Source organism: Dehalobacter sp. (assembly GCA_023667845.1).
Taxonomy (GTDB): Bacteria; Bacillota; Desulfitobacteriia; order Desulfitobacteriales; family Syntrophobotulaceae; genus Dehalobacter.
Map to the genome: position 1 here is coordinate 1,404 of JAMPIU010000128.1, position 2,234 is coordinate 3,637.

Below are 2,234 nucleotides of genomic sequence, written 5' to 3' on the forward strand. Positions count from 1 at the left end.
ATTATCTTCAAAATTCCATTCGTACCTCGCTTTATTTAATGTGAAGAGGCTATATATTATGTCCGAGACCGCTGATACTGATAGTATGAATGAAAGCACATCAATAAACAGTAATGCCCTGAGTATATGCTCCAAGTTTTGTTCACCCCAATAGGCAATAACCATAGAGTGGTCAAATTGACCAAAGCATAAGATAACTACGGAAATCAGGAAGCTACCAATTATGAGTCTAGTATCGTTCTTTGCATATCCAAGAAAAATCAAAAATTTATCTTTTGATTTCTGAACCCCATTTGTATCTTTAGCGGTGGGTCCTAATTCTCCAGGAGGATCACTATTGTTAATTTTGTATATTTTTTCTAAATCATCAGCACTCAATGAGCTAAATATTATCGCGAGACTTGCTACAACTCCTGCAAGAATTATCCCACTTAAATTTGGGAAAACGCCGTATAACTGAATGATGCTAGTTTCCTTAATGAGCAGCGCTACAATGAGTGCCACTTCAATGAAAATGAGTAAAAGTAGCCCTTTATGGGCCATTGAAGTAACTTTGTTCATTGCCATTTCCTGCATCATCTTTGTCAGTTGAAGCTGAGAATCGAGGTTTGAATTTTGATAATGTTGATTTTATAGATGTAGGATTGAGTGTCTCTACTTCCAAGGGGATCTCTTCGCTCCGATAGTTATCACTATTCTTACTTGAAACCGTTTCGGGTCTGGACTCTTCAGATTTCTTCCCTTTTAATAACCACGAGCCCCCTCCGTTCGCGATCCAATTCAAACATGCCATGATAATAGGATGATTTCTAGGTAACGCGAGTCCGCCGTCTGGATTTAAAATTGAGGTACTTACACTAGTCCCATTAAATTGTTTTGCTTTATCTATCGATTCGGCCAACTGTTCATCTGTTATTCCGAGAAGATTGGGCCTATGCAGCTCAAAAGTAACCACATAAATGTACTTAAATTTCTCTACCGCATTCCAAAATGATACTTTTTCGGTTTTAGGTTCAATGTAAACCCGAAGTTCGTACGGATCAAAAAGATTATTAAAGTGATCTTCAATCGACTTAAAAACTGCTTCATAGTTTTGAAATACACTCTGATCTTTCTCAATTAGGATTATCTGCTCTTCCCTATCCCAAAGTAGGACAACAAAAGGCCATTGATCATCTTTTGCCTTATAAAAACCATTTTCGTTATGTTTTGGCACTTCCCGAAGAACACCCTTCCCGATCAGTGCTGCTAAAAGCCTCCCATCAGATGTATCGAGTATGAAATTATCAAAAACTAAACTCGTATAGCCCCGTTGTTTACTTGGAGAGTATGAATTATGTTCTTGCAGCAACTTTTCAGCCAATTCGATTGGTTTCCCGGAATATTTTGCAGCATCGAGCTTTCTTTGTGCCGAAGGGATGAACTGAATATGGCCTAAATAAAATTTCATAATATACCAACTCTAGGATGTTTGAGAGTTAAAAGAGCGAGATGATATAGTTTACTAAATTCAAATATCATATTTCATAACGTGACTTCCGTTATACGACATCTTGGAGGCCGCATTTAGGTCCTGCTCGCCCCATATCTAAGGGCCCAACAAGTGGTGGCATACTGAAAATTAATCGCATATCTCCAGCACGCCCTCTTACTCCTGCAAATTCAACTGGAAGATCTCACTCCCTGATAGAGGGCATCACCCCTTACTGCCCGCTCCCTCGGGGCGGGAGGAGGGAACCCAAGCCTCCCAACGTTTGAGGGCTATGGCTTGAGGCCATCCCAAAATGCTTCTGCCAAGATGGGGACAACTCCTCCCGGTCCCTCCCCCAGTGACGATATCTGGTGGGAAGCCGTGTCCAGAATCTGGCGCAGGATGTCAGTTAATCCCCCTTGAGTGCACGCAAGGGTGTTCGAAACCATATGGATTTTCAACCAGGAGACCCTTTTAGGACGACTTTCTCTATAGACAAACCGAAAACCCGCCAAAGGAAAAACCCCTCCCCTCCGCGCTCTCTCAAATACCTTTATCATACATCTCCCAAGATTCTTAACGGAACCGATGAAGATCATCAAAGATCCGGTGCACGGCTACGTCGAGGCGGATGCGCTCGCGCTCCGGCTGCTGGACTCGGGAGAACTCCAGCGGCTCCGCCACATCACCCAGCTCGGGTTTGCCAACCTCGTCTACCCCGGCGCAAACCATACCCGCTTTGAGCACTCGCTCGGGACGATGC

2 protein-coding genes are annotated in these 2,234 nt (G+C 43.0%); both read right to left on the minus strand.

What is annotated here, in order from left to right:
* Positions 1-561, minus strand: a 561-nt coding sequence (locus tag NC238_10030; GenBank protein ID MCM1566268.1) for a hypothetical protein, incomplete at its 3' end; no start/stop codon positions are given.
* Positions 533-1,450, minus strand: a complete 918-nt coding sequence (locus tag NC238_10035; protein MCM1566269.1) for a hypothetical protein — start codon at positions 1,448-1,450, stop codon at positions 533-535. The genes NC238_10035 and NC238_10030, both read right to left, overlap by 29 nt.
* Positions 1,451-2,234: the final 784 nt, after the last annotated feature.